This is a genomic window from Collinsella sp. i05-0019-G5 (assembly GCF_042851345.1).
GTDB lineage: Bacteria > Actinomycetota > Coriobacteriia > Coriobacteriales > Coriobacteriaceae > Collinsella.
The window spans coordinates 1,874,341-1,899,658 of sequence record NZ_AP031421.1; the positions used below are offsets into that span (position 1 = coordinate 1,874,341).

Consider the following 25,318-nt stretch of genomic DNA (forward strand, 5'->3'; position numbering starts at 1 on the left):
TCTCCTCAAATATGCGAAGCATTAAGCCTTCAGGCTCAGGCCCATGGACTCAAGCTTGTCCTTCACTTCCTCGATCGACTTAACACCGAAGTTACGGATGTTGAGCAGATCGTTCTCCGAGAACTCAACGAGTTGACGGACCGAGTGAATGCTGGCGCGCTTAAGGCAGTTGTAGGAACGGACGGAAAGGTCCAGATCCTCGATCTGCTTGTCCAGCTCGGCGTTGTCGTTGGTGACCTCGGGAGCGAAGATCGAAGCCTCCTCCTCGACCTCGGGGGTCTCGGCAAGGTTCATAAAGGCGGCCATATGCTGGTTGATGATATTGGCAGCCTGGACCACGGCGTCGCGCGGGGCGATGGAGCCGTTGGTCTCGATCTCGAGGACAAGGCGGTCGTAGTCGGTGTGCTGACCGACACGGCAAGCCTCAACGAGCTTGGCGCAACGGGAAACCGGCGAGTACAGCGAGTCGACATGGATCACACCGATGGGATCGTTGTCGCGCTTGTTGGCCTCGCCAGAAACATAGCCGCGGCCATAGCCGATGCGCATGCTCATGGTGAGATGGCCACCCTCGGTGAGCGTAGCGATGTGCTGCTCGGGGTTGACCAGCTCAAACTCGGACGGAATAAAGAAGTCCGCACCGGTGACCTCACAGGGGCCGTCAACCGAGATGGTGGCGGTCGCCTCGTCGGTCGTGCCGAGAGCCCTGAAGACAAGACCCTTGACATTCAGGACGATGTCGGTGACATCCTCGACCATGTTAGGGATGGTCATGAACTCGTGCTGCGCACCATCGATCTGAATAGCCTCGACGGCGGCACCCTCGAGCGAGGACAGAAGAACGCGACGAAGGGAGTTACCCAGCGTATCGCCGTAACCACGCTCGAGCGGCTCGACGGAGACACGAGCAGACGTCTCGTTGATCTCTTCGACCTGAACCTGAGGCCTAATGAATTCTGACATGTATTACCTCCAGCCTCAGCAGCCCGGATGGACTACTTAGAGTAGAGCTCGACGATGAGCTGCTCGTTGATATCACCGCTGATCTGCTCACGCGTCGGCAGAGCGAGCACGTTACCAGACAGCTTCTCGATATCGACCTCGAGCCAGCCAGGGACCTCAAAGCGCTCGGAGGAAATCAGGGCCTCCTTGATGGGGAGGAGGTCACGGAACTTCTCGCCGACAGCGACGACGTCGCCGGCCTTGACGCGGTAGGACGGGATGTCCACGCGCTTGCCGTTCACGGTGAAGTGACCGTGACGGACGGACTGACGAGCCTCTTTGCGGGTGCGGGCGAAGCCAAGACGGAAGACGACGTTGTCGAGGCGAGACTCAAGGATGATCATGAGGTTCTCACCGGTGACGCCGTTCATCTTACGGGCCTTGTTGAAGTAGCCGTGGAACTGCTTCTCCAGAACGCCATAGATGAACTTGACCTTCTGCTTCTCGCGCAGCTGCATGCCGTACTCAGATTCCTTGCGACGGCGCTTGGGCTGACGGATAGATTCCTTCTTGCTGCTGTAACCGAGCTCAGCGGGATCGATCCCGAGCTGACGGCAGCGCTTAAGAACAGGAGTCCTGTCGATTGCCATATTGATACGATCCTTTCAGTTACACGCGGCGACGCTTCTTGGGGCGGCAGCCGTTGTGCGGAATGGGGGTCTTGTCCTGGATGCTCGAGACCTCGAGGCCAGCAGCCTGGAGGGAGCGGATGGCGGTCTCACGACCGGAGCCGGGGCCCTTGACGAAGACGGAAACCTTCTTCATACCGTGCTCCATGGCCTGCTTGGCAGCAGCCTCGGCAGCCATCTGGGCAGCGAACGGCGTGGACTTACGGGAGCCCTTGAAGCCCACCTGGCCAGCCGACTTCCAGGAAATGACGTTGCCCTGGGGATCGGTGATCGAAACGATCGTGTTGTTGAACGTAGAACGAATGTGAGCCTGGCCCACGGAAATGTTCTTACGGTCCGCGCGCTTCAGACGGGCAGCGCGAACGTTCTTCTTAGCAGTAGCCATCTATCTAGCGCTCCTTATTTCTTCTTCTTAGCACCGATCTGACGCTTCGGGCCCTTGCGGGTACGAGCGTTAGTGTGGGTGCGCTGGCCGCGGACCGGGAGGCCCTTGCGGTGACGAAGGCCGCGGTTGCAGCCGATGTCCATAAGGCGCTTGACGTTCTGGTTGCGCTCACGGCGGAGGTCGCCCTCAACCATGATCTGGTTCTTATCGATATAATCGCGGATGGCGTTAACCTCATCCTCGGTGAGGTCCTTAACGCGCGTATCCACGTTAACGTTGCACTCGACGCAGATCTTCGTCGCAGTGGTGCGGCCGATGCCGTAAATGTAGGTCAGACCGATCTCAACGCGCTTCTCACGCGGGAGGTCGACACCATTAATACGGGCCAACGTAGTCTCCTCTCTTAACCCTGACGCTGCTTATGACGGGGGTTCTCGCAAATGACGAGGACCTTGCCATGGCGCCTAATGATTTTGCACTTATCGCACATCTTCTTGACCGAAGGACGTACCTTCATCGTTCTTCCTTTCGGTAGCGCTCAAACTACTTCCCTACTATCTACTCGCCCAGCCGCAGGCGTTTAAAACTATGGCTGGTCTTCACACACAATCCGACCGTAGGTTGAGCTAAGCCTGCAGCCGGAAATGGAGTGCGTGTATGCGTGCCGCTATTTGTAGCGATAGGTGATGCGACCGCGGGTCAGGTCGTACGGGGAAAGCTCCACGACAACCCTGTCACCGGGGAGAATACGGATGTAATTCATTCGGATCTTGCCAGAAATGTTGCACAGAACCGAATGACCGTTCTCGAGCTCGACCTTAAACATGGCGTTGGGCAACGGTTCCTTTACCGTACCCTCGAGCTCAATTGCGTCTTCCTTCTTCACAAGCAATCATCTTTCTCTAGAAAACGACAGCGATTGAGTATTCTACAATACGCATGCACGTATCGTAATATCTTCGTAATGGCTCCACAACTAAGCGGAACTTGTTACTTTACAGAAATGTAGATGCCGACGTATTTGAACGGGACCCCTACATTTCACCGCCCTGCAAGGAACACCAAGCACCTTGGGCATCCGTGGTGAGAATCACCGGGCCGTCATTGGTAATGGCGACGGTGTTCTCGTAGTGCGCGGCGGGCAGGTGGTCGTTGGTCGTGACGATCCAACCGTCGGAGCCAGTGCTCACATGGTTGGAGCCCATCGTAACCATCGGCTCGATGGCAATGACCATGCCAGCCTGGAGGCGAACGCCTCTCCCCTTCTTTCCATAGTTAGGAACGTTGGGGTCCTCGTGCATCACACGGCCAATGCCATGGCCCACATAGTCGCGAAGCACGCCGTAACCGTGAGACTCGGCGAGAGACTGAACGGCATAACCGACGTCCCCGATATGGTTACCGGGAATAGCCTGCTCGATGGCAGCCTTAAGGCAATCGCGCGTGACCTCGCACAGGGCCTTGGCCTCGGGCGTAGGGGTGCCGACGAAAAACGTCCAAGCGTTATCGCCAACCCAACCGTCGACAACGGCTCCCGTATCGATGGAGATGATATCGCCATCGCGCAGGATCATGTCGGGGTTGGGAATACCGTGGACCACGGCATCGTTAATCGATGCGCAAATGGTACCGGGGAACCCGCCGTAACCCTTAAAGGCCGGGGTGCCGCCATGCATACGGATAATCTGCTCCGCGAGCTGATCGAGCTCAAAGGTCGAAACACCAGGGCGCACCATGGCTCCAACGTGGCGGAGCGCCATCTTAGATAGCGCTCCTGCCTTCTTCATCTGCTCGATTTGCGTTGCAGACTTAATCTTGATCATAGACCGAGAGCCTCTTTGACATCCCCGTACACGGTCTCGCGAGCCTGGTCACCGTTGACCGACTTGAGCAGACCCTGGCCACGATAGTAGTCGACGAGCGGGCTCGTGGACTTCTCGTAGACGTCGAGACGGTTCTTGATGGTCTCGGGCTTGTCGTCGTCGCGCTGATACATCTCGCCGGCGCACTTGGGGCAGGTAGCATCGGCAGCGGTGCCGGTGTAACCGCAGGCGCGGCAGGTGCGACGCGAAGACAGACGATCGATGATGACCTCGGGGGCCACGTCGACCAGAAGGGCGCAATCGATCTCGCGACCCATGGCGGAGAGCTCGGAATCGAGCGTCACGGCCTGGGCGGTGTTGCGCGGGAAGCCGTCGAGAATGAAGCCCTGCTGGGCGTCATCGGCAGCAAGGCGCTCCTTGACAAGGTCGATCACGAGCTGGTCGGGAACGAGCTCGCCAGCGTCCATGTACTTCTTAGCCTGAATACCAAGCTCGGTGCCACCCTTGACGGCAGCACGCAGCAGGTCGCCCGTGGAAATGTGAGCGACGCCAAACTCGGCGACGAGCTCCTGTGCGACGGTGCCCTTACCGGCACCCGGAGCTCCGAGCAATACGAGGTTCATGAGCAATCCTCCTCTAGCCTATTTAAAGAATCCATCGTAATCATACATCTTGATCTGGCCTTCGAGCTTATCGACCGTGTCGAGCACGACGCCGACCATGATGAGGATGGACGTGCCGCCAAATGCCTGGATCAGATGGTTACCCGTGAAGGAGAAGATGATCGAAGGCACGATGGCGATGAGCGCCAAAAAGACAGCGCTGGGAAGCGTGATCTTGTTGAGCGCGTTCTTGATGTAGGCCGCGGTAGCCCTACCCGGACGGACGCCCGGAATAAAGCCACCCTGCTTCTTAAGGTTGTCAGCCGTGTCATCGGGGTTGAACACCATGGAGGTGTAGAAGTACGCGAAGAACACGATGAGGACAACGTTAAGCACCCAGTTGAGCCAACCGGTCGAAAGCGCAGAGGCAACTGCCTGAATCCAGCCGATGCCGGGGAAGAACACGGCAATCTGAGCCGGGAAGTACAGCAGCGCCGAGGCAAAGATGATCGGCACGACGCCCGCGGTGTTGACCTTGATGGGCAGGTAGGTGGTCTGGCCACCCATCATGCGACGGCCCACGACGCGCTTGGCATAGGAGACCGGGATGCGGCGCTGGCCGCGCTCAAGGAAAACAATCAGCGGGATAACCAGCAGGATGATGGCGCAGATGATCACCATGGTGATGATGCCACCGGCATTACCCTCGGTGCTGGAGAAGATAGCCTGCGGAAGGCCGGCCATGATGTTCGCAAAGATGATCAGCGACATGCCATTGCCGATACCGCGCTGGGTGATGAGCTCACCAATCCACATGATCAGCATAGCGCCTGCGGTGAGCGTACCGACGATCATGAGGTCGAAGATGATCTCGGGAGCGCCGGCGCCATTGAAGCTGATGCCGAAGCTCTTAAAGAGGAAGAGGTAACCCACGGAGTTGAGGATTGCCAGAGCCAGGGTGAGGTAACGCGAATACTGCGTAATCTTGGTCTGACCGACCTCGCCCTCGCGGGCAAGCTCATGCAGGGAAGGCACGACGGCCTGGAGCATCTGGAGGATGATCGAGCTGGTGATGTAAGGCATGATGCCCAGCGAAAACACCGACACATAGCTCAACGCGCCGCCAGAGAAAAGATTCAGGAGGGCCATAGCACCTGCGGCGACCGAATTGTTATCGGTCGAGAAAAGGCCCAGCATCCCCTGGAAGGGAATGCCGGGCACAGGAACGTGCGCACCAATGCGGTACACGACGAGCATAGCTATGGTAAAAAGAATCTTTTCGCGCAATTCTTTGATGCGGAAAGCATTCTTAAGACCATTTAGCACGGCAGCTCGACCTTTCCGCCAGCGGCCTCGATCTTGGCCTGCGCAGAAGCGCTGACCTTGTCGACCTTGACCGTGAACTTCTTGGTGAGCTCACCATTGCCGAGCACCTTGACGGGCTCGAACTCGCTCTTGGTGATGCGAGCGGCCTTAAGAGCGGCACCGTCGATTACAGCGCCGTCCTCGAACTTACGCTCGAGACGCTCAACGTTAACAGCGGTGTACTCGATACGACGGGGGTTGCGGAAGCCCGGAAGCTTGGGCAGGCGCATAGCCAGCGGAGTCTGGCCACCCTCGAAGCCGGCACCCTTGGTGCCACCAGAGCGGGAACCCTGGCCCTTCTGGCCGCGGCCAGAAGTGGTGCCGTGACCCGAAGAATTGCCACGGCCGACGCGCTTACGGTTCTTGGTGGAACCGGGCGCGGGAGTAAGATCGTGAAGCTGCATTTGCTACTCCTCTACAATCTCGACAAGGTGCTTGACCTTGAAGATCATGCCGCGGACGGACTCGTTGTCAGCAATCTCGCGAACCTCGCGGATCCTGTGGAGACCGAGGGCACGGACAGTACGGACCTGGTCCTGCTTGCAACCGTTGGTGCTGCGGACCTGCTTGATCTTGATGGTGTCAGCCATGCTTAGTTCTCCTTACCGACGAACATCTCGGAGACCGTCAGGCCACGGCGAGCCGCGACGTCCTCAGGGCTGGAGAGCTCCTTGAGGCCCTCGACGGCAGCCTTGATGATGTTGAGGCCGTTGTCGGTACCGAGGGACTTGGACAGGACGTTCTTGATGCCAGCAAGCTCGAAGAGGGGACGCACAGCGCCGCCGGCGATAACGCCGGTACCCTCGACAGCGGGCTTGATGATGATGCGGCCGGCACCAAAGTGGCCGAGAACCTCGTGCGGGATGGTGCCCTGCTCGGTCACCGGCACGTGGAACATGTTCTTCTTGGCATCGAGAGACGCCTTGGAGATGGCCAGGGGCACCTCAGCGGACTTGCCCATGCCAACGCCGACGTTGCCCTTGCCGTCGCCAACGACGACGAGAGCGACGAGGCTCATGCGACGACCACCCTTGACGGTCTTCGACACGCGGTTGATGTAAACGACGCGCTCCTCGAACTCGGAGGCCTCGCGCTGCTGCTTCTGATTACGAGCCATGTGCTACATACCTCCTAGAACTCGAGACCGGCGGCACGAGCACCGTCGGCGAGGGCCTTGACGCGGCCATGGTAGATACGGCCACCGCGATCGAAGGCGACCTTGGTGATGCCGGCCTCGATGGCACGCTTGCCAACGAGCTGACCGACCTTCTCCGCAGCCTCCTTGTTCGAGGTGTGGGTGCCCTTGAACTCGGCCTCGAGGGTCGAGGCAGAGACGAGCGTCAGGCTGGAGCCCTTGCTGTCGTCGATGATCTGGGCATAGATGTTGGCGTTAGTACGGGTCACGCGAAGACGCGGACGCTCGGAGGTACCCGAGACCTTGCCGCGAACACGACGCTGACGACGCTTGAGGCCTTCCAGCTTCGCCTTATGCTTGTTCATACGTAAACTCCTAAAAAGGTTGATCTTGCCAGCACCTGACGGGGTGCTGGTCTTATGCGAGTGAGTCGGTTACGACTACTTGGCGGCCTTACCCAGCTTGCGGCGGATGTGCTCGCCAACGTAGTGGATACCCTTGCCCTTGTAAGGCTCGGGAGGACGATGGCCGCGGATCTCAGCGGCGATCTGACCGACCTGCTGCTTGTTGATACCCTTGACGTTCACGTGGGTGTTGTCGGGAACCTCGAAGGTGATGCCCTCGGGAGCCTCGACGATCACGGGGTGCGAGAAGCCCAGGGAGAACTCGAGGTTCTTGCCCTTCTGCTGCACGCGGTAACCGACGCCGGCGAGCTCGAGCTTCTTCTCGAAGCCCTCGGAAACGCCAACAACCATGTTGTGGATGAGGGCACGGGTGAGGCCGTGGCGGGCACGGGTCTCACGCTCGTCGTCGGGACGGGAAACGGTGAGGACGTTGTCCTCGATGTTGATAGCGAGCTTCTCAAAGACATCGAGCTCGAGCTGGCCCTTGGGGCCCTTGACGACAACGTTGTTGCCGTTGACTGCCACTTCGACTCCGGCGGGAATCTGGACAGGCTTATTACCGATACGAGACACGGTGATCTCCTTTCCTTCTACCTACCGAGCGAATTACCAGACGTAAGCGATGATCTCGCCGCCGACGTTGTGCTTGCGAGCATCGCGGTCGGTCATAACGCCATGGCTGGTGGAAATAATGGCGGTACCAAGGCCACCGCGGACGCGGGGCATGTCGGCAACGCCGGTGTACTTACGCAGGCCCGGCTTGGAAATGCGGCGGATGCCGTTGATGACCTTAGCCTTCTTGGGACCATACTTAAGCGTGATGTGCAGAGTCTTCTGGGGAACGGTGTCCTCGACATCGTAGCCCTCGATGTAGCCCTCCTCGTGCAGAACACGAGCGATCTCGACGAGCTTCTTGCTGCTCGGCATGGAGACCGTGGCCTTGTTCACAGAGTTAGCGTTACGGATGCGCGTAAGCATATCTGCGATCGGGTCTGTAAGGTTCATACAGATTCTCCTTCGTTCTTGATGAACACGTGCTCTTGGTTCTTCGCCGCCCTTAACGGCAAAGCCTAACTAGCGCGTTTTCCCTGTTCCAAACTGATGCTTGAAACGCTGGTAGTGACTTACCAGCTGGCCTTCTTAACGCCGGGAAGCTCGCCCTTGAGTGCAAGCTCGCGGAAGCAGACACGGCACAGGCCGAACTTGCGGTACACAGAGTGCGGACGGCCGCAGCGCTGGCAGCGCGTGTACTCACGAGTAGAGAACTTCTGCTTGCGATTGCACTTGACGATCATCGATGTCTTAGCCACTTATATCCTCCTCACATAGAGTATTGTTCGCCCCCAAGCGCCGCCCCCTTGTGGGAACGGCGCTTATAGGGCAGGTGAACCTATTTCTTGAACGGGAAACCGAAGGCGTCCAGAAGGGCCTTGGCCTCCTCATCAGTGTTGGCGGTGGTCACGAAAGTGATGTCCATACCACGCTGGTGATCGACGGAGTCGAAGTCAATCTCGGGGAAGATGAGCTGCTCGGTGACGCCCATGGAGAAGTTACCACGGCCGTCGAAGCTCTTGGCGGAGATGCCGCGGAAGTCGCGGATACGGGGGATCGCGACGGAGGTCAGACGATCGAAGAACTCCCACATACGGTCGCCACGCAGGGTAACCTTGCAGCCGATCGGCATACCAGCGCGCAGGCGGAAGGTAGCGATGGACTTGCGGGCACGGGTGATCATCGGCTGCTGGCCGGTGATGGCGCGCAGGTCGCGCACGGCACCGTCGATGGCCTTGGAATCGGTAGCGGCCTCGCCGACACCCATGTTCACAACGATCTTCTCAAACTTGGGGATCATCATGACGTTCTCGTACTGGAACTTGTCCTGAAGCTGCTGCTTGACCTCGTTGTTGTACTTGGTCTTCAGACGCGGCACATACTTCTCTTCTGCCATTGTTCACTCCTTCTTGGGGTTTTAAGCACGGGGCGTGGCCACGATGGGTTGTCCTCGTGCCTCCTGGCTGCATCCGCGCCGCTCATGGCATTTACGCGGTTTGGACTCGACGCAGCAGGAGCCGACAAAACAATCGGTACTATACGCGCATCGGGAGCGTTTTTCCAGAAAAACCTCGTCTGCCTGCACAACTCCACAACTCCCCCGCACAAACCGATCCGCATGCGACGGAGGAAAATGGCAGTTGCGGTGAAATAGGGACTGTTTGACGGCTTAACTGGCTTAAACAGCCCGCATTTCACCGCAACTTATTGATGGGGATGCGACTAGCGCTTGCGGGGGACGAGCTTGGTGCGGCGCAGGTGGATCATCTCGGCAGCGATGGAGATGGCGATCTCCTCGGGGTCCTCGGCCTCGATGGCGACACCAATCGGCAGGTGCAGCCCGTCGATCTGCTCCTGCGTAAAGCCCTCCTGCTCCAGGCGGGCGCGCACAAAGGCGGTCTTGCGGCGCGAGCCCAAGCAGCCCAGATAGGCGGGTTTGGCGCGCATGGCCTGAATCACCACATCGATATCGGACTTGTGACCCGCCGTGGCGACGACCACCAGGTCGCGCGGGCCGATGGGGCACAGCTCGCTCAGGTTCTTATAATCGACCAGACGACGGTCGTAGACGCCGGGCACCCATTCGGGGGTCAACGTGCCGGGGCGGTCGTCGCAAGCCACGACGGCAAAGCCCGCCGCCGTGAGCACCCGCGCCGTCGCAGCGCCCACGTGGCCGCAGCCAAAGATATAGGTCAGGCCCTCGGGGCAGAGCGTCTCGATGTGCGCCGTGGGAATCTCGGAGGCGGCGTTGGTGTAGGTGACCTTACTCCCCTCCTCCACCAGCGAAAGCCCGGGGCAGCCCGCAATGGTGCGGCGCGATTCCTCGCCATGGTACTCGGCCACATCGCCCTCGAGCACGCTCGCGATAAACGGCTCAAAGTCGATGACGAAGTCGCCGATGCGCCGATAGGCCAAGATGTCGGCAACCGACTGGAACAACGGCGCCTGCGATACATCCAGGCGCAGATAGCACAGGCAGATGGCTCCGCCGCAGATCATGCCGGTATCGGAGTTCTCGCCGCCCATGGTGTAGCGAACCAGACGCGACTGTCCCGCGCTCAGGAGCTCGCGCGCCTCATCCAGCGCAAAGAGCTCAATCTTGCCGCCGCCGATAGTGCCCGCCTGGCTGCCATCGGCAAAGACGGCCATCCAGGCGCCCACACCGCGCGGGGACGACCCCGCCGTGCCGGCCACGACCACGAGCTCGCACGTCTCGCCAGCACGCAGGGCGGCAAGCGCCGCATTCACCACATCGAGCTTTTCCATTGCCGCCTTCTATCCTCTAAAGACATCGGTGAGCATAGCGAGTGCCTCGAGCACGCCGCCGCCGACCGACGTCGCCTTGTCCGAAATATAGTTGATATAGCTGGCATCGCCGCGCGGATCGACGTCGGCGCATTTAAAGCCCTCAGTCACCCGCACGCCGTTCGCCAAAAGCCCGCGCAGACAGCCATCGATCTGCGTGCACATGGGTGTATCTCCCGCGTAGCCAATCACGTCTCCGGCGCTCACGATGTCGCCGATTGCGCGGTCGGACCGAAACACGCCGGCGGCGGGGCTGTGGATAACTCGTTCCTTGCCATAGCCGGCGATGACGCCCGGCACGCCCGTGTTGGGCTGGGGCGAACCTTGGGTAATGACGCGGCCCAAAAAATGCCCGCGCATGGTTTCGACCGCTGCGTCGCAGTCAACCGGCGCGGTGAAGCCCGGTCCCACGGCGATGACGGCAGGCGCCATATCGCGCGTGGTGCCCAAGTTGCGCTTAGCCAAAATCGCGTCGACCACAGCCGTGGGTTTAAGCTCATCGAGCATCTTGGCCTGAGGGTCTACCACGACGGCGACGTCTCCAGCCTCGGCAATCGCAAGCGCCTCAGCCGGCGTCTGTGCCAAGCGAGCGCGAATGCCCTCGACCTCGACCTCGCCCAGGCGAATGGCCTCGCAAAAACTGATTGTGCGGCGGATGCACGTGGGAACCGCGATATCGGCCATAACGACCGACACGCCGGAGCGTACCAAGCGAGCGGCGACGCCCGTGGCGATATCGCCAGCGCCGCGAACATAAACGAGCATTCCCGGGACACCTCCCTGTGCTACGGTTTGAGCAGAGCAAAGCGGTTCGACCGCTACTCTGATGATTTTTTATTATCACAGTATTATACGGCGGTGAACAGATGAAAACGACGAGCGGAAACCTTGCCTCCGCGCTCAAGATCGAGCCGGGCATTACCGCGATTGTCGGCAGCGGCGGCAAGTCGACGCTGCTAAAGACGCTCGGCCTTGAGCTTATGCGCGCTGGCGGCCGCGTGCTCCTCTGCACCACCACGCACATGTTTCCCGTCGCCGGCGTGCCATGGGACGGGTCGAGCCGTCGCCTGGACGCCGCGCCTTGGAAGCCGGGGACCCTGCATGCCCCCGGCTGCACCTGCGAGGCCTGCGCGGGCCTTGTGCGCGGAAGCATCTGCCAGGCAGGCGTCTTGGACCCGGAGACAGGCAAGCTCTCCGCCCCCGCTGAGCCGCTCGACCAGCTGGCGCAGCGCTTTGACTATGTGTTGGCCGAGGCAGATGGCAGCAAGCGACTCCCGCTCAAGGCACATGCCGCCTGGGAGCCGGTAATTCCCGCCGCCGCGACAAACGTTGTCTGGGTCGTCGGCGCCTCGGGGCTGGGCAAGCCCGTCGCCGAGGTTGTCCACCGCCCCGAGCTCTTCTGCGAGCGCTGCGGCTGCGAGCCCACCGACGCTGCCACCCCAGAGCGCGTCGCCCAGGTGCTCAATGCCGAGCTGCAGATGCTGAACCTCAACAATGCCCGTATCATGCTCAACCAAGCCGACACGCTTGCCGACCCAACAATGGCAGATCGCTTCGAGGCAGCCCTCAACCGCCCCCTCATCGCCACCAGCCTCCAGGGGTAGCAAATTTGGGACGGGGCTCTTTTTGCTACCCCGTCCCAAAAAATCATCTCCCAAATTAGCTACCCCGGCGGTCTTCCCGTTAGCGGGGCACGTAGCGGCCGGGTTGGGCTCCGGTGGGCTCGCCGTCGCGTGCCGCCAGCACGCCGTTCACAAACACGGCCTTGGCGCGGCCATGTGCCTCAAAGCCCTCGAGCGGCGTGTAGTCCACGGCCTGATGCTGCGTCGCGGCGCTGATCGTCCAACGCGCGCACGGATCCCACACGCACACGTCGGCATCGGAGCCCTCGGCAAGACAGCCCTTGCGCGGATACATGCCAAAGACGCGCGCCGGGTTCTCGCTCATCAGGCGGCACAGATCCTCGGGGCCCAGCTGTCCCTCAAAGCTCGTGGCGATCGCGACGGGGCGATGCTCCACACCGGGTCCGCCGTTGGGAATCGCGCGGAAGTCGTCGCGCCCGCGATCCTTTTGCCCGTGCAGGTTAAAGCTGCAGTGGTCGGTCGCAATCGTATCGATCTCGCCGGCCACAAGCGCCTCGCGCAGTGCCGCACGATCACCCGCATGGCGCAGCGGCGGGCTCATCACATACTTGGCGCCCGCAAAGCCGTCCTCGCCCTGCTCCAAGTAGCACGTATCGTCGAGCATCAGATACTGAGGGCAGGTCTCGACATAGATATTCTTCTGCCCGCGCGCCTTGGCGGCACGGATGGTCTCGAGCCCCAGCTTGGTCGAAAGGTGCACCACGTTGACCGGTGCGTCGCCGGCCAGATGCGCCAGATACAGCAGACGGCTCACGGCCTCGGCCTCGCACACATCCGGACGGCTGAGAGCATGTCCCTCGGGCCCGTGGATACCCTGCTCAAACACGCGCTTCTGCAGCTCGTTCACCAGCGTGCCGTTCTCGCAATGCACGCACAGGATACCGCCCACGCGCTTGAGCTCCTCCAGCACCTCGAGCGTCTCGGCATCGTCCAAGCGCAAATGATCGTAGGCAAAGTAGGTCTTGAACGACGATACGCCCGCCTCGCGCATGGCAGAGAGATCGGCGCGGTTGCGCTCGTTCCACTCGGCGAGCGCCATATGAAAGGCGTAGTTGGCCGTGCAGGTTCCGTCGGCGCGGCGATGCCACTCGGCCAAGGCATCGGGCATGGTCACACCGCGATCGGCCGTGGCGTAATCCACAATGGTCGTCGTGCCGCCGCAGGCAGCCGCACGTGTGCCGGTCTCAAAGCTATCGGCCGTCCAGTCCATGCCAGTCCAGCACTGCATGTGCGTGTGCCCATCGATAAAGCCTGGGAACACCCAGCAGCCCGCGGCATCCTCGACGGTATCGCCCTCGGCCGGCTCAATCGCCGCGGCGATCCGCACGATCTTATCGCCATCCATGGCAAGATCGGCGCGGCGAAGCCCCTGGGGCGTCACGAGCGCGCCGTTTTTGATGATGATCATAATTGCTCCTTATTAATTGATGCAGTTGGCCACGCGATCAAAATACGAGCAGGCGGCGATATGCTCCGTTATGCGTCGCTGTCCCTTGACGGTATCGACGTCCCACAGTTCGTAAGCACGCGCATCGACCAGCACCACGTCGATACGGTCCCTGAGAATCGACCCACCACCGTCCTTGCCCTCGAGAAGCATGAGCGAAGGGAACAGTTGCCTTGGGAAGAGCACCGGGCTCGAAGGCTCACCGTTGCACGCAAGACGCACCGGATGCCTGCGGCCACGCTCGTCAAATGCACGAACCATAGCCTCAAAAGAATCCGAACTCACGAGCGGCTGGTCACCCGGCAAAAAGAGGCAACCTTTCCAGTTGCGTTCGACTCCCCACGAAAGGCCCGCACGGACGCTTTCGCTGCGCAGCTCGCCATCGTGCAGCACGCACGGGCAATGCTTGTCATCACAAATCTGAGCGGCCTCGGGCCAACGCGTCGAAACCACGACGTCAAAGCCCCGGGGAACCGAATCAATGGTCCGGGCAATCAGCGGCTCGCCATAGATATCGGCGAGCATCTTGTTAGAGCCAAATCGCTTGCCCTCGCCCGAAGCCATAATGACGCAACCAAGTTTCATGGCGATACCTCCCCTGAAACCATCGTACCCATAACTCGCGTCGCGGGGCATCTACATCGAAAGCGCTTATCCCGCACGCCCACGATGCAAAAAGGGGCACCCCGCCGGTTGGCAGAGCGCCCCCTTTACATGGCTTACCTCAGCGCGGCTTTAGGCCTGGAACCAACGGGCGGTGTTGCGCTCGTCGAGGGCCTTGAGGGTAGCGGCGGGATCGGCAACCTTCTGCAGGAACATCATGGCTGCGATGGCGTACGGCTTGTAGCTGGCCTCCTTGTACATGCCCACGCGGTGCATGTCAAAGACGTCGGCGTTGACCTCGCCGCGCTCGCAGGAGACACCGGAGATGTCGGCGGGCAGCGGGTGCATAAAGATAGTGTCCTGGCCGTTGGCGGTCTTCTCCATGAGCTCGGTCGTGGAGCACCAGTCCTGATGGGTGGCGTTCTGAGCGAGCAGCTCCTTCTCGAGCGCTGCGATGCCGGCGTCGTCGCCCTCCGCGTACAGGTTGGTACGCTTCTCCATGGCGGCAAACGGAGCCCAGCTCTTGGGGATCACGATGTCGGCGCCCTCGAAGGCCTCGGCCATGGTGTTGACCTGCTTAAAGGTGGTGCCGGACTCGGCGGCGTAGCCCTTGGCGCGCTCGACGACCTCGGGCATGAGGTCGTAGCCCTCGGGGTGGGCCAAAGTGACGTCCATGCCAAAACGGGGCAGCAGGCTGATCAGCGACTGCGGACAGGACAGCGGCTTGCCGTAAGAGGGCGAGTAGGCCCAGGTGACGGCAACCTTCTTGCCCTTGAGGTTCTCGAGGCCGCCAAACTCGTTGATGAGGTAGAGCATGTCGGCAGAGGACTGCGTGGGGTGATCGGAGTCGGACTGCAAGGAGATGAGCGTGGGACGGTGATCCAGAACGCCGTCCTCGTAGGCCTGCTGGACAGACTCGGAGACCTCGGCCATGTAGGCGTCGCCCTTGCCGATGTACATGTCGTCGCGGATGCCGATGACGTCGGCCATGAAGGAGATCATGGTAGCGGTCTCGCGGACGGTCTCGCCGTGAGCGATCTGGGACTTCTTCTCGTCCAGGTCCTGCAGCTCGAGGCCGAGCAGGTTGGCGGCCTTAGAGAAGGAGAAGCGCGTACGGGTGGAGTTGTCGCGGAACAGGGAGACGGCCAGGCCCGAGTCGAAGATCTTGGACGAAACGTTGTTCTCACGCAGCTCGCGCAGGGCGTCGGCAACGATGTAGAGAGCCTTGAGCTCATCGGTGGTCTTATCCCAGGTGTGCAGGAAGTCGCTGCCGTACATGCCCTTAAAATCGAGTCCGTTCAGCTGCTCGACGAGCTCGGTAAACTTGGCGTCCATGTAAATATCCTTTCCATAGATGAAACGATCGCAATGAGTAGATGTGCTCCGGCATGCGCGTGTGGCTAGAACATGCAGAGCGCTATGACGAGGACCCGCTACCGTTGAGGAAGCATGGGAGATAACGACCGCGGGCCCCAAGTCAACAGGGGGTGCCGGGGACACGAGCGGCCCCCGGCTCAACAAGATCAAGGAATGGGACTAGTCGATCTTGTTGTTGGTCAGACCGGCGCGGAACACGGTGGCGTCGCCATCGGCCTGGCTCGGATCGTAGAGGTTCAGGGCAGCCACATACATGGCGGCAGCGGTGACCAGGTCGTCCTTGTAGGTGACCTCGTTGGGAGCGTGAGCCTGAGACTCGGCACCCGGGCCAAAGCCAACGCAGGGGATGCCATAGCGGCCCTGGATGGAAACGCAGTTCGTGGAGAAGGTCCACTTGTCGCACAGCGGACGACCGGTGCGCTTGTCCATGCTGGGCTCGCAGCCGATGCGCTCGTCACCGAACATGGCCTTGTGGGCGTCGACGAGGGCCTTGACGTGCGGAGCGGTCTCCTTGTTGATCCACGTGGGGAAGTAAGCCTCGGTCTCGTAGACCTCGCCGGTCCAGGACGGACGGTCGTACATGTACATGGAGACCTTCACGTCGTCGCCGTACTTCTTGGCGGCCGGCAGGTTGCGGATCTCGTCCAGGCAGGACTCCCAGGTCTCGCCGGCGGTCATGCGACGGTCGATGGAGATGGCGCAGGAGTCAGCGACAGCGCAGCGGCTGGGGCTGGTGTAGAAGATCTGGCTGACGGTGCAGGTGCCGCGGCCCAGGAAGCGGGCGTCCTCAAAGTGCTCGGGGTTGTACTTGGGGTCGAGCATCTTGACGAGGCCCTTGATGTCGGTCGACTCGTCGCAGCCGTTGTTGTTGAGGGCGCGGACGTCGGCGATGATGTCGGCCATCTTGTAGATGGCGTTGTCGCCGCGGTCGGGAGCGGAACCGTGGCAGGAGGTGCCGTGAACGTCGACGCGGATCTCCATGCGGCCGCGGTGACCGCGATAGATGCCGCCGTCGGTAGGCTCGGTGGAAATGACGAACTCGGGCTTAATGCCGTCCTTGTTGTAGATGTACTGCCAGCACATGCCGTCGCAGTCCTCTTCCTGGACGGTGCCGACGACCATGATCTTGTAGCCCTCGGGGATGAGGCCCATGTCCTTCATCATCTTGGCAGCGTAGGTAGCAGAAGCCATACCGCCCTCCTGGTCAGAGCCGCCGCGGCCGTAGATGATCTCGTCGGTCTCGTAGCCCTCATAGGGATCGGCATCCCAGTTCTCGATGTTGCCGATGCCGACGGTGTCGATGTGGGAGTCGATGGCGATGATCTTGTCGCCCTCGCCCATAAAGCCCATGACGTTACCCAAGCCATCGACCTTGACCTCGTCATAGCCAAGGCTCTCCATCTCGGCCTTGATGCAAGCGACAACCTCGCCCTCCTCGCAGGACTCAGAGGGGTGCGAGATCATGGCGCGCAGGAAGCGGGTCATGTCAGCGCGGTGAGACTCAGCAGCGTTTTTAATTGCCTCGAAATCGAGTTCCTTAGTCATAACAGTCAACCTTTCTACAAGGGTTTACCTACAGGTAGATATTTCAGATAGATCACTTGTGCCAAGCAGCGTGAGGTCGAGCACCCGGCAAGCAAGCAACCATAGGAGGCGGACGGAGGACTTTGCTCCGTCGCGAGTTCCGCACGAGCCGGAGAGCACTTAATGTGCTCTCCGTGCGAGCAGGACTGTCCGAGCAGGGAGTAAAGTCCTCCGGCTGCCTCCGGACAGGTCAGCCTGCTAGCAAGTCGGGTACTCGCCCTCCCAGACGATGCGACGGTACTGATCCGGATCGGTGTCGCCCTCGGTGGAGAAGCAGAGCACGGAGCTCGTCTTGTCCAGGCCGATGAGCTCCTTGAGCTCGGCGTACTCGGGGTCGAGCATGAGGGTCTCGACCAGACCGGTGGTCACTGCGCCGGACTCGCCGGAGATGACGCGCGGGTCGCCCTTCTCGGGAGCGCCCAGGGTGCGCATGCCGCGAGCGGTGACCCAGTCGGGGCAGGACACGAAGGCGGTGGTGTGGTTGCGCAGGATATCCCAGCCCAAGATGTTGGGCTCGCCGCAGCACAGGCCGGCCATGATGGAGGGCATGTCACCGTCCACGATGCGCGGATCTCCGTCGCCGGCGGCAGCGCCCTTGTACAGGCAGGCGGCCGGTGCGCACTCAACCACGACGAAGGTGGGCGGGTTATCGGGATACAGGTTGGTGAAGTAGCCCACCACGGCGCCGGCGAGCGAGCCTACGCCAGCCTGGACAAAGACGTGCGTCGGGCGGTTGATAGCCATCTCGCGCAGCTGCTCGGCAGCCTCGGAAGCCATGGTGCCGTAACCCTCCATGATCCAGGACGGGATCTTCTCGTAGCCCTCCCAGGCGGTGTCCTGAACGATGACGCCGCGCTCGCAGGCGTCGGCCTCGGCGGCGGCCATGCGCACGCACTCGTCGTAGTTGACCTCTTCGATGGTCACCGTGGCGCCCTCGGCGGCAATGTTATCGAAGCGGGGCTTGGTGGAACCCTTGGGCATGTGCACGACAGCCTTCTGGCCCAGCTTGTTGGCAGCCCATGCCACGCCGCGACCATGGTTGCCGTCGGTAGCGGTAAAGAAGGTAGCCTGGCCAAAGTCCTCGGCAAGCTGGTCGGAGGTCAGGTAATCGAAGGTGCAGTCGGCAACGTCCTTGCCGGTCTCGTCGGCAATGTAGTTGGCCATGGCAAACGAGCCGCCCAGAACCTTAAAGGCGTTGAGGCCAAAGCGATAGCTCTCGTCCTTAACGCACAGGTTGGACAGACCCAGGCGCGCAGCCTGACCGTCCAGGCGGGCAAGCGGGGTGACGGTATATTGAGGGAACGACTGGTGGAAGGCACGGGCCTTCTTCACGTGGTCGAGACTCATGATTCCCAAGTGCTTGTCATCGCTCTTGGGCATCGTGTTGCCCGCCCACTGGATCTTATCGGCCATACGGTGAACTCCTTAAGTCCTCTCTTGCCGGCCCCCGCATACGCGTTTCAGCCCGATCCCATTCACACGGCTGAACTTTTATGTGGATGCCAAACAAAAAGTTTGTTAGTAATGTTCTATCACACTTTTTGATTGGCATACCTAACGAATTGTTTGTTGCCGTAATCGGTACTTTTTCGCCCCCGAACGGTCATGAATTGCCTTGTTGATGGATTTGTTTGCGGTCAAGTGTGGTTTATGGCACAGTGAGCCCAAACTAATTTTTAGGAAGGCACCCATGACCCCGTCACAGATTGAGTTTTATAAGCGCCTTGCACACGGCCTGGCGCTCCAATTTGGCCCCAACTGCGAAGTCGTCGTCCACGACCTGGAGACCGAGGACGTGGACCACTCCATCGTGGTGATCGAAAACGGCCACGTCAGCGGGCGCAAACTGGGTGACGGTCCCAGCCATATCGTGTTTGAGTCCATGCACGAGGGCGCCACCGATGTACACGACCGCGAGCCGTACCTCACTAAAACCACCGACGGTAAGCTGCTCAAATCGTCGACGATCTTTATCCGCAACGACGAGGGCAAGCCCGTCGGCATTCTGGGCATCAACTTTGACATTACGCTCATGAAGGCTTTTGAGCGTTCGCTCGACGCCTTTACCGGCACCGGCGGCACGGGCTATACCGAGCCCGAGCCCATTACCAAAAACATCGGTGACCTGCTCGAGGACCTGCTGCACGAGTGCGAGCAGTTTGTGGGCAAGCCCGCGGCCCTTATGACCAAAGACGAGCGCATTCGCGCCATTGGCTACCTCGACCGTCGCGGCGCCTTCCTCATTTCCAAGTCGAGCGAGCGCGCCTGTGAGTTCTTTGGCATCTCCAAATACAGCTTCTATAGCTACCTCAATGAGGCCAAGGCGGCGGCCGGCGACAAGTAGGCACTCGCCTGGATTGCCCTCCCCTTTTGGGCGCGAGTTCTGGAAAGCATGAATCCAAGACCGAGCCGCTTGGAAAGTTCCATATAATCGATGTCATTAGTATTTCGGAAGGATGGAACAGAATGGCGTTGAGCAAGGCATCATGCACCGGTCGCGGATTGATTCCGGCAATTGGTGGACATGTGCACCGCATGTTCGATGAGGGTGAAGACGACCTGTTTTCGCTGAGCCTTGACGACGTGATGAATGATCGCCCGTGGACCGCCGACGAACTCATGGGCGGCGGGGCTCGTCCGTCAAGCCTCAATCCCGCACTTGCGCCTAAGCCCGCATCTGCGCCGACTCCTGCGCAGTCGCCTGTTTCGACGCCCGCACTCACTTCGGCGACCACGCCCGCTCCCCGCCCCGCAAGCGACCCGTCCGAAACGGCGGCATTTCTCGCTGCAGCGACGCAGGGCAAATCGGCCGACAGCACCGTTATGTACAGCGCCCAGCAGTTGCCTGTTCCTGCGGCACGCAAGCCTCCGGTCACAAGGCTCGATGAGCCCGTTGCCCATCAGGTTGCCTACGATTCCTGGGCTGCAACCGATCTGGATGAGACCTCTACCGGCATGCCGGCGCTCGACGTTCCAGTTAACCCGCTTTTTGCCGCCAACACGAGTGCCGTGGACTATGAGGGCGGTGCAGCATATTCCGATTATTCCGATGGCTATGCTGGCAACGGTCGCATCGAGACCGAGGATTATGGCACCGCATCGAGCGATTATCTCAACGATCCGTACGCTGCCACGCCTGCACCGGAATATGACCCGGAGGCCGCGTCCGCGCCGGTGTATACCAAAAGCACAGGCGAAGAATGCTTCGCCGATTATTACGCCGAGGAAAAGGCGCTGCGTTTCTCGGAATTTCCGCAGGCAGTCAAGGTTGCCTTTATCGCCATTGTCATTGCCCTGCTCGGTGTCATTGCGTTTGAGGGATTCCGGCTGTTCTCCGGCCCCACCCAAGCGGAGTCGGAGACCCAGCAAAAAGAGGACGATAACGAGTATCTGGACATCAACACCCTCAAGGGCGACCCCAACGACGGGGACGACGAGTAGCGAGGGCTAAGGGAGGGTCGGAAGAGTCGGCGGCACGTTACGGCTCCAAAAGCCCTGCCATAAAGATGGGCAGATACAGCACGTCACCATCGCGGTGAAGATTACATTCCGCAAGTACCAGGGCGCGATCGATTCCGTAGCCCTTCGTTGCCAGTGCGTTATCGAGCGCCGCGTGGGACTTAAAACTCTTGCCCGATTTGACCTCGATGGCGAGCACTTCCCCATCGAACGTCTCTTCCACAAAATCGAGCTCACCGACCTTTTTGGACGTAAAGTAGCGCAATCTAAATCCGTGGGCTTTGAGCTCTTGGGCAACGAAGCCCTCGAATGCCGCCCCCATATTCATGCCAAAGGGGCCTTCTGCCTCCCCATCAAAAACGCCTTGGGCGACCCTTTTGGAATACGACGACATAAGCATTCCGGTGTCCAAGTAAAACAGCTTAAACAGATTTCGTTGCTCCCCCAATAAAAGGGGTGCCACGGGCGCCGTTACGTTATACACAGGAAGCGCGACACCCGCCTCCGATAGCCAGAGGAAATGATCTGTCACCTGCGAAAAACGTTTGACACCGTTAATCGATGACAGTTTGAATCGCTTGTTTTTGGAACCGGCCTCGCTGGGAATCAGATCATAGATATCGCGAATAACCAAGCGCAGCTCGGGCGGAGCGTACTTTGCGATGTCATCGCGATACAGGGCGTGAAGATCGCGGTGGATGTTTCGAACCTCGTCGACATTGCGCGTCGCCAAGAAGGAATTGACCGCGTCGGGCATGCCTCCCACCACCACATACTGATGGAACAGATCGAGCAAGCGGTCATACAGATAGCCGGGAAGCTCCCCCTCATTCTTTAGACAGCCCCTGAGCATGTCAAACACGCTGGCACCAACGCCATTTGCCCAGCAAAACTCCTCAAAGTCGAGCGGGTACATCTGGACCTGCTCGACATACCCCACCGGCAGGGAATCGATGCCCTCGAGCTCAACGCCAAGGAGCGATCCGGTAAGGATGTATCGAAAGTCGCCGCGCTGGACCAGATATTTGATAAACGTCACCACGTTGGGGCATCGCTGCACCTCGTCGATAACCACAACGGTCTTGTTCGCAACCATCGGCTGCGTTGCAGCAATAGACATACGCATAAGCAGATCATCCGCACTTTTCGCCGCCAAAAACGAATCGCGCACGGACGCGTCGGCGATAAGGTCGAACGTCACGACATTTTCGAACGATTCATTTGCAAAGACGTTGACCAAATATGACTTTCCTACCTGTCGGGCGCCCTTGACCAAAAGAGCCTTGTTAGGCGACGAGGCAAGCCAAGATTCAAACTGTGCTTTCGCTTTTCTCTGTAGCATAAGCGCACCCCTTATTACGTGCTGTTTTAGCATTAGGATACACTTTTCCGTGGTTGCTAGATGCTCATTTCGACACTTTTTCGAGATTTTGAAGTGTGTATTACGATACTTTTCCGTACTTTTACACGGGATATTTCGACACTTTTTCGGATTTAAGCCTAACAGCAGCCGGCGAAATCAAGCGCCGTCTGCACATCATTTCGCAGGCGGCGCTTGATTTGTGTCCGCGCGCGCTGATAGACTCCATCGTGCCAGCAAGGAGCGGGCGCGTTTTATCCAGAGTCGGGGTAGAGAGTTGGCTCCACGATCCCGACGCCAACCGGCCAAGAGGCACGGTGGCCCTGCCAACATCGATGAAAGGAGTCCGTATGGACAATTTCTCCGTGCGCAGTGAGCGCAACTTCCACAACCTGGTAGCCAAGCCAAAACGAATGCATCTTCTGGACAAGCCGAACGGCTATGCCTCGGCCATGGTCAAGAGCAGCCTCTCCCACCAGATGCGCTTTACCGTGCAGGTGCTCGAGGAAGAGCTCTGCGTTGCCGGCGACCCGCACGTGCTACAGATCAAGCTGCTCGGAGACGACTCGCGCGAGTCGTCCAGCTGGAAGCTCTTTGCCGACGGCTCGTGCGTCGCAAGCGGCTCGGGTGACTTTGCCCGTGAGTGCTTCTGCGAGGGCGCCGAGGTGTTTTTGGACTTGTGTCGTGATGCCGTCGAGGCTGCCAAGCTGCACCAGTGGAGCCAGAGGGAGTATGAGCTGCTGAGTGCCGCGCGCGGGATTGCGGGGGTGTAAACAGGCGGAGCGCTCCTGAAGCCTTATTCCACACGATCGGGTGTACTCATCTGCAACTCGACTTGCTACCAGATGGTGCAATCACGTTCCACGTCGGTTAAGCCAGACCCCGGCCGGTCGTTGGCAAGTGAAACAACATCTCCCACCCATAGGCCTCTAAGACCGACCGTCCACTATAATCCAAGCGGTTAGCGTCTCCCAAAATCGCCATGGACACGTCTTCCAAGATGCCCTCTCAACTGTGCAGAAATAACAGCCGCCCATACGGTCGATGTGCTCCTTGCACGTCTCGCTGACCACGCAACGATGGAAAACAGGTTCCTGGACGGATGACCCCTGAGGGGATGCATGAAATCGGCATCGAGGCCATCGTCTGTCGAACAATACCTGCCCATACCTTTAAAACATGAGAACAAGACGCCGGCGTCGGTATCGTTTTCAATTCAGTTTAAAACTGAGGAGATTCAGGAGCCAGCCGAATAAACTAAGACTCACTTAGTAATTGCTAAATTTCTGACTGGGTATATAATATCTGACAGTAATAAGGATTCTTTACTATATGTGAGGCAGAAATGACTTCAACGGATGATGAACTAGTCAGCAGGCTCCAAGCTCACCTGTCAACCATTCGCAAGGCGGCGGGCTGGAGTGGCGAACGGCTTGCGAACGAACTAGGCATAACAAAGCAAACCGTCAGCAGCCTTGAGACGGGTAAAACGCAGATGACGAAGATGCACTATCTCGCCATCAGGGCGGTATTCAACAACGAAATCGCCGTCAGCGGAAACGAGGATCTGGCAAAAATAATTCAGCTATTCGTTGACCAACCAGTAGCACCCAAACTAGAGAAGATGCAAAATGCCCTTAAAGAAGGGGATGAGAAGGGGACACAACAAGAGGCAGCTACTAAGCAGAGCGCCATAGTTGGAGCAACCGCTCTCACCGCCGCCCTAATCCCCGCTTCATCGGCATTGATTCCGGCATTGGGCTCTCTTGCATATCAACTTGCAAAATCAATCAAGAAATGAGGTGTACAGAAATTGGAGTCGGAAAACACTGATCTGCCCGCAAAGAACAAAGGCCTCGTGTGGCTCGAGCAGCACAAAGTCCAGATTGGCATCGGTGTATTTGTGGCAATCAGTTCAATCGTTAGCATTACGATTGCCGCGAAAACGGGCCATACGCCTAAATTCAAAACTATTTGCAACGGCGCAGACAAAGGTGTTGCCACGATTGCTAAGGCAGCAGAAAAGGCCTCCTTGCCAGTGGTCAACCTTACCGGAGTCAAGAAGACTGCAACGGGACTCGGACATGACTTGCTTCTTTCGAATCAGGCAGTTAACAAGCGTCTCGTCTCCAGCGGAATGATGACAAAAGAGCCCTGGGGTTACAAGCTCACAGAAGTCGGCAAACTCTTTGGGAAAGAAACAGTCAAAGTAACGCGCGCCGGTTATACCTTCTCAAATATCGAATGGGATGAAGCGGTTGTCCCGTTTGTTTTTACTTCCGACGAACTTGCGAGCATTAACGCCAAAAAAACTCACATTGCGCAAGTCATAGCCCAGTAGTCAAATCTGATACACCGTGCGCCCCGCGTACGCAAACGAAAAGGAGACACCATGGTCATATACAGAACTCAAGAATGGAACGGATACGGAAAGCAAAACTACTACTGGAATGAATACCGCCGTGAGGGCGACACGGTTGTCAAATACAAGTGTAATAGGCGCAAGTTCTTCGATGGGGACGAAAGCAACTGGGAAGAAAGCGAGCATGAAGAAGATTCGTGGAGCATTGACGATCCCAATATGCCCGATTGGCTGAACGGCTACCTCTAATAACTATTAACTAGCAGCCCTTGAAAGCCCCACTTCCCACAGGGAACGTGGGGCTTGATATTGCCCTCCTGTCCGAAAGCACTTTCCATCTCAGCTTTCAATCTAGGCAACCACAATGGTATGGGCCATGGCCGTCAGTTCACCAATCTCAATAAACCTGTCTTTTGTAATGCGATTGACCAATGCGCCGACTCTCTGGTCGGTCGCATCGACATCACAAGCGATGCGCAGCCCGGGAGAGCCGCCAAAAGCAGCTGCTTGTCTGATGCACAAAAGCGCAGAAACCCGCATCCCGAATATGGTGGGATGCGGGCACGGACAATCGTGTGTCCCATTCCAGGCGCGGATTCTGGGATGCAATCTCCGCCGAGGGCTCCAAGGGGAAAGCGCATCCCATTCTGAGCGCCTATTCCGGGACACAGTTTCCGCTCCAAGCAAAAGGCCCCGGCTCGCGATGGAGCCGGGGCCAAAGGCGCAGCGTATGCAGTTGATGCTGAGCATGGACAGCCCGTCAGTAATGGCCGTCCGCGCT

General features: G+C 59.2%; 33 protein-coding genes and 1 riboswitch. Of the genes, 7 read left to right on the plus strand and 26 right to left on the minus strand.

Going from position 1 to position 25,318, the window contains the following annotated elements:
* Positions 1–21: 21 nt before the first annotated feature.
* The 19 genes from ACGHIZ_RS08735 to yqeB form a co-directional block, all read right to left on the minus strand.
* Entirely contained in the window at positions 22–963 is a 942-nt protein-coding gene (locus ACGHIZ_RS08735; RefSeq protein WP_006235276.1) for a DNA-directed RNA polymerase subunit alpha, read from the minus strand.
* Positions 964–995: 32 nt separating this feature from the next.
* A complete protein-coding gene (gene rpsD, locus ACGHIZ_RS08740) occupies positions 996–1,592 on the minus strand; it encodes a 30S ribosomal protein S4 (protein ID WP_006235275.1) in 597 nt (198 codons plus the stop codon).
* A gap of 19 nt (positions 1,593–1,611) precedes the next feature.
* Positions 1,612–2,016 carry a 30S ribosomal protein S11 gene (gene rpsK, locus ACGHIZ_RS08745; protein ID WP_006235274.1) on the minus strand — a complete coding sequence of 135 codons (405 nt, stop codon included), beginning with the start codon at positions 2,014–2,016 and terminating at the stop codon, positions 1,612–1,614.
* A 14-nt stretch (positions 2,017–2,030) separates the two neighbouring features.
* Positions 2,031–2,405, minus strand: a complete 375-nt coding sequence (rpsM, locus tag ACGHIZ_RS08750; protein ID WP_022094275.1) for a 30S ribosomal protein S13 — start codon at positions 2,403–2,405, stop codon at positions 2,031–2,033.
* 14 nt (positions 2,406–2,419) lie between these two features.
* Positions 2,420–2,533 carry a 50S ribosomal protein L36 gene (rpmJ, locus tag ACGHIZ_RS08755; RefSeq protein WP_006363204.1) on the minus strand — a complete coding sequence of 38 codons (114 nt, stop codon included), beginning with the start codon at positions 2,531–2,533 and terminating at the stop codon, positions 2,420–2,422.
* A 150-nt stretch (positions 2,534–2,683) separates the two neighbouring features.
* On the minus strand, positions 2,684–2,902 hold the full coding sequence (gene infA, locus ACGHIZ_RS08760) for a translation initiation factor IF-1 (protein WP_035137443.1): 219 nt from the start codon (positions 2,900–2,902) through the stop codon (positions 2,684–2,686).
* Between the two features lie 148 nt (positions 2,903–3,050).
* Positions 3,051–3,839, minus strand: a complete 789-nt coding sequence (map, locus tag ACGHIZ_RS08765; RefSeq protein ID WP_117639640.1) for a type I methionyl aminopeptidase — start codon at positions 3,837–3,839, stop codon at positions 3,051–3,053.
* Complete coding sequence (locus tag ACGHIZ_RS08770) at positions 3,836–4,462, minus strand: adenylate kinase (protein WP_055252238.1); 627 nt, start codon at positions 4,460–4,462, stop codon at positions 3,836–3,838. Before ACGHIZ_RS08770 ends, map begins: the two co-directional genes overlap by 4 nt.
* Before the next feature lie 18 nt (positions 4,463–4,480).
* Positions 4,481–5,767 carry a preprotein translocase subunit SecY gene (gene secY / locus ACGHIZ_RS08775; protein ID WP_035137447.1) on the minus strand — a complete coding sequence of 429 codons (1,287 nt, stop codon included), beginning with the start codon at positions 5,765–5,767 and terminating at the stop codon, positions 4,481–4,483.
* The gene (gene rplO, locus ACGHIZ_RS08780; protein WP_006235267.1) at positions 5,761–6,210 is read right to left on the minus strand and encodes a 50S ribosomal protein L15; all 450 of its coding nucleotides are present in this window, start codon (positions 6,208–6,210) and stop codon (positions 5,761–5,763) included. Before rplO ends, secY begins: the two co-directional genes overlap by 7 nt.
* Positions 6,211–6,213: 3 nt before the next feature.
* A complete protein-coding gene (rpmD, locus tag ACGHIZ_RS08785; protein WP_006235266.1) occupies positions 6,214–6,396 on the minus strand; it encodes a 50S ribosomal protein L30 in 183 nt (60 codons plus the stop codon).
* Between the two features lie 2 nt (positions 6,397–6,398).
* Positions 6,399–6,923: a 30S ribosomal protein S5 gene (gene rpsE / locus ACGHIZ_RS08790; protein ID WP_055252236.1), complete on the minus strand. Its 525-nt coding sequence runs from the start codon at positions 6,921–6,923 to the stop codon at positions 6,399–6,401.
* 14 nt (positions 6,924–6,937) lie between these two features.
* Entirely contained in the window at positions 6,938–7,306 is a 369-nt protein-coding gene (gene rplR, locus ACGHIZ_RS08795; protein ID WP_006235264.1) for a 50S ribosomal protein L18, read from the minus strand.
* Positions 7,307–7,381: 75 nt separating this feature from the next.
* Entirely contained in the window at positions 7,382–7,918 is a 537-nt protein-coding gene (gene rplF / locus ACGHIZ_RS08800; protein ID WP_117564182.1) for a 50S ribosomal protein L6, read from the minus strand.
* A 33-nt stretch (positions 7,919–7,951) separates the two neighbouring features.
* Positions 7,952–8,350, minus strand: coding sequence for a 30S ribosomal protein S8 (gene rpsH / locus ACGHIZ_RS08805; RefSeq protein ID WP_006235262.1), 399 nt, complete (start codon positions 8,348–8,350; stop codon positions 7,952–7,954).
* Positions 8,351–8,469: 119 nt separating this feature from the next.
* Positions 8,470–8,655 (minus strand): type Z 30S ribosomal protein S14, encoded by a 186-nt coding sequence (locus ACGHIZ_RS08810; RefSeq protein ID WP_022094280.1) that lies wholly within the window; start codon positions 8,653–8,655, stop codon positions 8,470–8,472.
* Between the two features lie 80 nt (positions 8,656–8,735).
* The gene (rplE, locus tag ACGHIZ_RS08815; RefSeq protein ID WP_006235260.1) at positions 8,736–9,293 is read right to left on the minus strand and encodes a 50S ribosomal protein L5; all 558 of its coding nucleotides are present in this window, start codon (positions 9,291–9,293) and stop codon (positions 8,736–8,738) included.
* A gap of 326 nt (positions 9,294–9,619) precedes the next feature.
* Positions 9,620–10,663, minus strand: coding sequence for an XdhC family protein (locus ACGHIZ_RS08820; protein WP_349103051.1), 1,044 nt, complete (start codon positions 10,661–10,663; stop codon positions 9,620–9,622).
* A gap of 9 nt (positions 10,664–10,672) precedes the next feature.
* The gene (yqeB, locus tag ACGHIZ_RS08825; protein ID WP_117564179.1) at positions 10,673–11,467 is read right to left on the minus strand and encodes a selenium-dependent molybdenum cofactor biosynthesis protein YqeB; all 795 of its coding nucleotides are present in this window, start codon (positions 11,465–11,467) and stop codon (positions 10,673–10,675) included.
* A 101-nt stretch (positions 11,468–11,568) separates the two neighbouring features.
* Here yqeB and yqeC point away from each other — a divergent pair, with 101 nt between their 5' ends.
* Positions 11,569–12,306 (plus strand): selenium cofactor biosynthesis protein YqeC, encoded by a 738-nt coding sequence (gene yqeC / locus ACGHIZ_RS08830; RefSeq protein ID WP_390447556.1) that lies wholly within the window; start codon positions 11,569–11,571, stop codon positions 12,304–12,306.
* A gap of 79 nt (positions 12,307–12,385) precedes the next feature.
* Here the strand turns inward: yqeC and hydA are convergent, their stop codons facing one another.
* The 5 genes from hydA to dpaL form a co-directional block, all read right to left on the minus strand.
* On the minus strand, positions 12,386–13,753 hold the full coding sequence (gene hydA, locus ACGHIZ_RS08835) for a dihydropyrimidinase (protein ID WP_390447559.1): 1,368 nt from the start codon (positions 13,751–13,753) through the stop codon (positions 12,386–12,388).
* Between the two features lie 12 nt (positions 13,754–13,765).
* Positions 13,766–14,377: a nucleotidyltransferase family protein gene (locus ACGHIZ_RS08840; protein ID WP_390447560.1), complete on the minus strand. Its 612-nt coding sequence runs from the start codon at positions 14,375–14,377 to the stop codon at positions 13,766–13,768.
* A 150-nt stretch (positions 14,378–14,527) separates the two neighbouring features.
* A complete protein-coding gene (ygeW, locus tag ACGHIZ_RS08845) occupies positions 14,528–15,730 on the minus strand; it encodes a knotted carbamoyltransferase YgeW (protein ID WP_117564175.1) in 1,203 nt (400 codons plus the stop codon).
* A 201-nt stretch (positions 15,731–15,931) separates the two neighbouring features.
* Positions 15,932–17,317, minus strand: a complete 1,386-nt coding sequence (locus tag ACGHIZ_RS08850; RefSeq protein WP_117564174.1) for a YgeY family selenium metabolism-linked hydrolase — start codon at positions 17,315–17,317, stop codon at positions 15,932–15,934.
* A gap of 237 nt (positions 17,318–17,554) precedes the next feature.
* Positions 17,555–18,769, minus strand: a complete 1,215-nt coding sequence (gene dpaL, locus ACGHIZ_RS08855; RefSeq protein ID WP_117583046.1) for a diaminopropionate ammonia-lyase — start codon at positions 18,767–18,769, stop codon at positions 17,555–17,557.
* Between the two features lie 277 nt (positions 18,770–19,046).
* Between dpaL and ACGHIZ_RS08860 the strand changes: the two genes are divergently transcribed.
* Positions 19,047–19,700, plus strand: a complete 654-nt coding sequence (locus ACGHIZ_RS08860; protein WP_233504054.1) for a transcriptional regulator — start codon at positions 19,047–19,049, stop codon at positions 19,698–19,700.
* 122 nt (positions 19,701–19,822) lie between these two features.
* Positions 19,823–20,797, plus strand: coding sequence for a hypothetical protein (locus tag ACGHIZ_RS08865; RefSeq protein WP_390447565.1), 975 nt, complete (start codon positions 19,823–19,825; stop codon positions 20,795–20,797).
* Between the two features lie 37 nt (positions 20,798–20,834).
* Here ACGHIZ_RS08865 and ACGHIZ_RS08870 read toward each other — a convergent pair whose 3' ends face one another.
* Entirely contained in the window at positions 20,835–22,157 is a 1,323-nt protein-coding gene (locus ACGHIZ_RS08870) for an ATP-binding protein (protein ID WP_117635330.1), read from the minus strand.
* A 269-nt stretch (positions 22,158–22,426) separates the two neighbouring features.
* Positions 22,427–22,517: riboswitch (SAM riboswitch) on the plus strand.
* 8 nt (positions 22,518–22,525) lie between these two features.
* Here ACGHIZ_RS08870 and ACGHIZ_RS08875 point away from each other — a divergent pair.
* The 4 genes from ACGHIZ_RS08875 (at position 22,526) to ACGHIZ_RS08890 (ending at position 24,786) form a co-directional block, all read left to right on the plus strand.
* Positions 22,526–22,948 (plus strand): hypothetical protein, encoded by a 423-nt coding sequence (locus tag ACGHIZ_RS08875; RefSeq protein WP_117564170.1) that lies wholly within the window; start codon positions 22,526–22,528, stop codon positions 22,946–22,948.
* Positions 22,949–23,520: 572 nt separating this feature from the next.
* Positions 23,521–23,976 (plus strand): helix-turn-helix transcriptional regulator, encoded by a 456-nt coding sequence (locus ACGHIZ_RS08880; protein WP_117564169.1) that lies wholly within the window; start codon positions 23,521–23,523, stop codon positions 23,974–23,976.
* Positions 23,977–24,033: 57 nt separating this feature from the next.
* Complete coding sequence (locus tag ACGHIZ_RS08885) at positions 24,034–24,516, plus strand: hypothetical protein (protein WP_117635331.1); 483 nt, start codon at positions 24,034–24,036, stop codon at positions 24,514–24,516.
* Positions 24,517–24,567: 51 nt separating this feature from the next.
* Positions 24,568–24,786 carry a hypothetical protein gene (locus ACGHIZ_RS08890; RefSeq protein WP_117564167.1) on the plus strand — a complete coding sequence of 73 codons (219 nt, stop codon included), beginning with the start codon at positions 24,568–24,570 and terminating at the stop codon, positions 24,784–24,786.
* 102 nt (positions 24,787–24,888) lie between these two features.
* On the opposite strand, the gene ACGHIZ_RS08895 is transcribed toward ACGHIZ_RS08890, so the two are convergent.
* Positions 24,889–25,077, minus strand: coding sequence for a hypothetical protein (locus ACGHIZ_RS08895; protein ID WP_158551323.1), 189 nt, complete (start codon positions 25,075–25,077; stop codon positions 24,889–24,891).
* Between the last annotated feature and the right edge of the window lie 241 nt (positions 25,078–25,318).

What these genes read in the sequence shown, in the direction of transcription:
- map (WP_117639640.1), bottom strand. Translation starts at nt 3,839, where the DNA reads ATGATCAAGATTAAGTCTGCAACGCAAATCGAGCAGATGAAGAAGGCA.
- rpsD (WP_006235275.1), bottom strand. Translation starts at nt 1,592, where the DNA reads ATGGCAATCGACAGGACTCCTGTTCTTAAGCGCTGCCGTCAGCTCGGG.
- ACGHIZ_RS08860 (WP_233504054.1), top strand. Translation starts at nt 19,047, where the DNA reads ATGACCCCGTCACAGATTGAGTTTTATAAGCGCCTTGCACACGGCCTG.
- rpmD (WP_006235266.1), bottom strand. Translation starts at nt 6,396, where the DNA reads ATGGCTGACACCATCAAGATCAAGCAGGTCCGCAGCACCAACGGTTGC.
- ACGHIZ_RS08735 (WP_006235276.1), bottom strand. Translation starts at nt 963, where the DNA reads ATGTCAGAATTCATTAGGCCTCAGGTTCAGGTCGAAGAGATCAACGAG.
- dpaL (WP_117583046.1), bottom strand. Translation starts at nt 18,769, where the DNA reads ATGGCCGATAAGATCCAGTGGGCGGGCAACACGATGCCCAAGAGCGAT.
- yqeC (WP_390447556.1), top strand. Translation starts at nt 11,569, where the DNA reads ATGAAAACGACGAGCGGAAACCTTGCCTCCGCGCTCAAGATCGAGCCG.
- ACGHIZ_RS08850 (WP_117564174.1), bottom strand. Translation starts at nt 17,317, where the DNA reads ATGACTAAGGAACTCGATTTCGAGGCAATTAAAAACGCTGCTGAGTCT.
- ygeW (WP_117564175.1), bottom strand. Translation starts at nt 15,730, where the DNA reads ATGGACGCCAAGTTTACCGAGCTCGTCGAGCAGCTGAACGGACTCGAT.
- ACGHIZ_RS08875 (WP_117564170.1), top strand. Translation starts at nt 22,526, where the DNA reads ATGGACAATTTCTCCGTGCGCAGTGAGCGCAACTTCCACAACCTGGTA.
- rplR (WP_006235264.1), bottom strand. Translation starts at nt 7,306, where the DNA reads ATGAACAAGCATAAGGCGAAGCTGGAAGGCCTCAAGCGTCGTCAGCGT.
- rplE (WP_006235260.1), bottom strand. Translation starts at nt 9,293, where the DNA reads ATGGCAGAAGAGAAGTATGTGCCGCGTCTGAAGACCAAGTACAACAAC.
- rplO (WP_006235267.1), bottom strand. Translation starts at nt 6,210, where the DNA reads ATGCAGCTTCACGATCTTACTCCCGCGCCCGGTTCCACCAAGAACCGT.
- ACGHIZ_RS08890 (WP_117564167.1), top strand. Translation starts at nt 24,568, where the DNA reads ATGGTCATATACAGAACTCAAGAATGGAACGGATACGGAAAGCAAAAC.
- rpmJ (WP_006363204.1), bottom strand. Translation starts at nt 2,533, where the DNA reads ATGAAGGTACGTCCTTCGGTCAAGAAGATGTGCGATAAGTGCAAAATC.
- ACGHIZ_RS08865 (WP_390447565.1), top strand. Translation starts at nt 19,823, where the DNA reads ATGGCGTTGAGCAAGGCATCATGCACCGGTCGCGGATTGATTCCGGCA.
- ACGHIZ_RS08840 (WP_390447560.1), bottom strand. Translation starts at nt 14,377, where the DNA reads ATGAAACTTGGTTGCGTCATTATGGCTTCGGGCGAGGGCAAGCGATTT.
- hydA (WP_390447559.1), bottom strand. Translation starts at nt 13,753, where the DNA reads ATGATCATCATCAAAAACGGCGCGCTCGTGACGCCCCAGGGGCTTCGC.
- rpsE (WP_055252236.1), bottom strand. Translation starts at nt 6,923, where the DNA reads ATGGCTCGTAATCAGAAGCAGCAGCGCGAGGCCTCCGAGTTCGAGGAG.
- ACGHIZ_RS08895 (WP_158551323.1), bottom strand. Translation starts at nt 25,077, where the DNA reads ATGCGGGTTTCTGCGCTTTTGTGCATCAGACAAGCAGCTGCTTTTGGC.
- ACGHIZ_RS08820 (WP_349103051.1), bottom strand. Translation starts at nt 10,663, where the DNA reads ATGGAAAAGCTCGATGTGGTGAATGCGGCGCTTGCCGCCCTGCGTGCT.
- ACGHIZ_RS08880 (WP_117564169.1), top strand. Translation starts at nt 23,521, where the DNA reads ATGACTTCAACGGATGATGAACTAGTCAGCAGGCTCCAAGCTCACCTG.
- rpsH (WP_006235262.1), bottom strand. Translation starts at nt 8,350, where the DNA reads ATGAACCTTACAGACCCGATCGCAGATATGCTTACGCGCATCCGTAAC.
- yqeB (WP_117564179.1), bottom strand. Translation starts at nt 11,467, where the DNA reads ATGCTCGTTTATGTTCGCGGCGCTGGCGATATCGCCACGGGCGTCGCC.
- ACGHIZ_RS08870 (WP_117635330.1), bottom strand. Translation starts at nt 22,157, where the DNA reads ATGCTACAGAGAAAAGCGAAAGCACAGTTTGAATCTTGGCTTGCCTCG.
- ACGHIZ_RS08770 (WP_055252238.1), bottom strand. Translation starts at nt 4,462, where the DNA reads ATGAACCTCGTATTGCTCGGAGCTCCGGGTGCCGGTAAGGGCACCGTC.
- rpsK (WP_006235274.1), bottom strand. Translation starts at nt 2,016, where the DNA reads ATGGCTACTGCTAAGAAGAACGTTCGCGCTGCCCGTCTGAAGCGCGCG.